Below are 3738 nucleotides of genomic sequence, written 5' to 3'. Positions count from 1 at the left end.
ATCCCTCGGGAAGCGAAATTAAAGGGGTGGAGGCATTAATTAATAATCAGGCATGGTTATTTAAGGCTAATTATGTTGTACTAGCTGCCGGCGCAGTTAATACTCCTGCGATTTTATTGCGTTCTACCAGTGATGTCCACCCCAGAGGCTTAAGCAACGGCTCCGATCAGGTTGGCCGTAATTTAATGAAGCTGCAACTCACTTCTATCCTTCAATTAGCAACCGTATCTAACTCTGGTCGCTATCAGCGATCATTTGGAATAAATGATTATTACTGGGGTGATAAAAATGTTAAATTTCCCCTTGGGCATATCCAGAGTTGTGGGGGAGTTTTGCAGGATGCATTGTTTGCTGAATCGCCTCCGGTATTATCTTTAGTTTCTAAATTATTACCTAATTTCGGTCTTGAAGAATTAGCCGCTCGTTCTGTTGCTTGGTGGGCTATGACTGAGGTATTGCCAGATCCCCACAACAAAATAACGTTGCAAGGTGAGCAGATCAGGCTTAATTATATTGCAAATAATACTGAAGCCCACGACCGTTTGGTGTATCGCTGGATTGACACTTTAAAGGCAATTGAAGCCGATCCTTTAACCCATGTGGTGCGTCAATCACCTACCCATCCCCGGGGTGAGGCACCCATTAGTGTGATGGGTTATGCCTGCGGCACCTGCAGAATGGGTAGTAATCCTGCCACATCAGTGGTTGATTTGGAAGGGAGGAGCCATGAGATAAAAAATTTATATATTGCTGATGCAAGCGTATTTCCAAGTTGCCCTAGTATTGGACCAGGGCTCACGATTATAGCCAATGCTTTACGTGTGGCTAATCATTTAGAGGCAGTGTTGTGAGTTCAGAGCTGCAACGTATTGCTGAGCGCGATGAGGGGCATAAAGCATGGGGATTGTGGGGTAGTTATTTAAGTGATAGGCAATGGGGCACTGTTAGAGAGGATTATTCGGCCGATGGCAACGCCTGGACCTCTTTTCCCCACGATCAAGCTAGATCTAGGGCCTATCGCTGGGGAGAGGATGGTCTTTTAGGTATAAGTGATTCCCATGGCCGAATCTGTTTTGGTATCGCACTTTGGAATGGAAATGATCCAATCTTGAAAGAGAGACCCTTTGGCCTTGGAAATGGCGAGGGAAACCATGGTGAGGATCTGAAGGATTATTTTTATCATCTTCTTAATACCCCCACCCATAGCTTTATGCGTGGGCTATATAAGTATCCCCAAGCCGAGTTTCCTTATAAGCATTTAATTCAGGAAAATGCTAGCCGTAGCCGGCAGCAGCCTGAATATGAGTTGCTTGATACTGGTATCTTTTCAGAAAATCGTTATTTTGATGTTTTTGTTGATTACGCCAAGGCAAGTTCTACCGATATCTTGATACGAATTAAGGTTATAAACCGCGGCCCTGATACAGCAGCTTTAAAGCTGATTCCAAGTCTTTGGCTTCGGAATGAATGGGATTGGGGCTATAGGGAGAATTGGAGAAAACGTAAATCAATCCAGTGCAATGAAACTGGCGTAAATACAGATGATATTCATGAGCTTGGCTCATATTATTTAACTTGTGATCAACCAGGTGAATGGATATTCACTGAAAATGAAACAAATTCCCAGCTTCTTTATAACAAGCCAAATTGTCAGCCATTTGTAAAAGATGCATTTCATCGTTATATTGTGAATGGAGAGCTTGATGCTATAAATCCAGCCAGAGTTGGAAGTAAGGCTGGCTTAGTATTGGAGAAGCAGCTGTTATCAAAAGAGGAGTGGATTGTGAATCTACGATTAAGTGATTGTTTGATCTCAGAGCCATTTGGTGAAAGCTTTGATTGTATAATTAATAATCGAGAAAAGGAATGCATTGCCTATCTTGATTCTATTTCTGTTGGTTTAAGTGAGGATGATTCGCTAATTTTTAGATCGGCAGCAAGTGGTTTGCTGTGGTGTAAGAAGTTTTATCATTGGAGTGTTGCTCGCTGGTTAAACGGTGATCCAAACCAGCCAGCGCCACCAGAAGAACGAAAACATAGTCAAAATGCATATTGGAGCAGGCTTTATGCTGATGACATTATATCAATGCCAGACAGTTGGGAGTATCCATATTTTTGTCAGTGGGATTTGATGTTCCATTCCGTTGCATTTGCGGTAATTGATCCAGAAATCGCAAAAAAGCAGTGCATGTTATTGAGATCCCCAAATTATACTGCTTCAAATGCCCAAACACCTGCCTATGAATGGTCACTATCTGATCCCAACCCACCTATTGGTGCTTGGGCTGCGTTAAGAATTTTTCAAATTGAGCGGCGTGAAAAAGAACGTGGAGATTACACTTTCCTGCGTTCTGCAATGATTAAACTTTTGCTTGAATACGGTTGGTGGGCTAATCGCAATGATAGATCTGGCGATAATGTTTTTGAAGGTGGATTTCTTGGTTTAGATAATATTGCAGTGTTTGATAGGCGTTTCCCGTTGGCCGATGGGAGCAGAATTGAACAATGTGATGGCACTGCTTGGATGGCTATGTTAAGCCTTAACTTATTACAAATTTCAGTTGAACTAAGTGCGCAGGATCCTGAGTATGCTGATATTTGTGAGAGGTTTGTTTTTGATTTTGCGCAACTTGCTATCACTCTTAATGTTCCATCTGTAAACGGTCGTGATTATGTTAGTTGGGATGAGGAGGATGGTTTTTATTATGATGTGATAAAACGCCCTGATAACTCCTGGACCTATCTTAGAACCAGATCTGTTTCAGGTTTAATTCCTTTGCTTGCAGTAGCTAGCTTTGATGTTGCGACTGTTGAAAGGTTGCCCTGGTTAGATGCAAGCAAAATATTTGCTCGATTTTATAGTGAGCGTTCATCTCACACTTGGCTAGAAGATAATATTGGTTGCTGGCATAATAATAGATCTTTATTCAGCCTGGTTCCCAAAGATAAGTTGCAAAGGATTTGTTGGTATTTATTTAATGAAGATGAATTTTTGTCCCCCTTTGGTATACGTTCTCTTTCGAAGGTCTATGAAAAGTCTCCTTACACTTTTCGAGAGGGTTCTCAAGAGCAAACCCTTGCTTATAACCCTGCTGATAGCCCGGTGGCTATGTTTGGTGGCAATTCCAATTGGCGTGGCCCAGTGTGGATGCCCATTAATTATTTAATTATTGAAGCATTGCAGAAGTTTGGTCATTATTATGGCGATGCTTTTATGGTTGAATTCCCTACAGGATCTGGTAATTTTATTAGCTTATGGGCTGCATCTCTTGAGCTAGAGGCAAGGTTGGCAAATCTATTTAGATTAGATCAAAACGCTCAAAGGCCCTGTAATGGTAGTAGTGAAAAAATTGCGAATGATCCAAATTGGCGTGATTTAATACTATTTAATGAATATTTTAACGGTGATAACGGTGCTGGCGTTGGAGCTAGCCATCAAACAGGTTGGACTTCGATGGTTTTAAAAATGATCACCCAACTAAACCGCTACACCCCCATGTAGTGGTTTCTTTGTGTGGAGCTCATCATGACGAACCATTATGAGGTGGTGATTATTGGCAGTGGTGCTGGCGGAGGTACTCTTGCCCGTTGCCTTGCAGAAGCCGGTAAAAAAGTTTTGGTTCTTGAACGTGGTGACTGGCTGCCTCGCGAACCTCAAAATTGGGACCCTTCTGAAGTTTTCCAAAATGATCGCTATGTATCTATTGATCCATGGAAGGATCGAAATAATAAACAATT

General features: G+C 41.9%; 3 protein-coding genes. All 3 read left to right on the top strand.

Annotated features, from left to right (window positions below):
• Positions 1-851 (top strand): GMC oxidoreductase (locus KB557_RS09650; protein WP_255133664.1); only part of this gene is annotated, 851 nt, incomplete at its 5' end.
• The gene (locus KB557_RS09645; RefSeq protein WP_255133662.1) at positions 848-3502 is read left to right on the top strand and encodes an MGH1-like glycoside hydrolase domain-containing protein; all 2655 of its coding nucleotides are present in this window, start codon (positions 848-850) and stop codon (positions 3500-3502) included. The genes KB557_RS09650 and KB557_RS09645, both read left to right, overlap by 4 nt.
• Positions 3503-3526: 24 nt before the next feature.
• Positions 3527-3738: FAD-dependent oxidoreductase (locus KB557_RS09640; RefSeq protein ID WP_255133660.1), on the top strand; the 212-nt coding region annotated here is incomplete at its 3' end.

Origin of the sequence: Synechococcus sp. Cruz CV12-2-Slac-r (genome assembly GCF_024346075.1) — a bacterium.
In the GTDB taxonomy this organism is placed as follows: Bacteria; Cyanobacteriota; Cyanobacteriia; order PCC-6307; family Cyanobiaceae; genus Synechococcus_D.
This window is presented reverse-complemented; position numbering and strand designations above follow the sequence as displayed.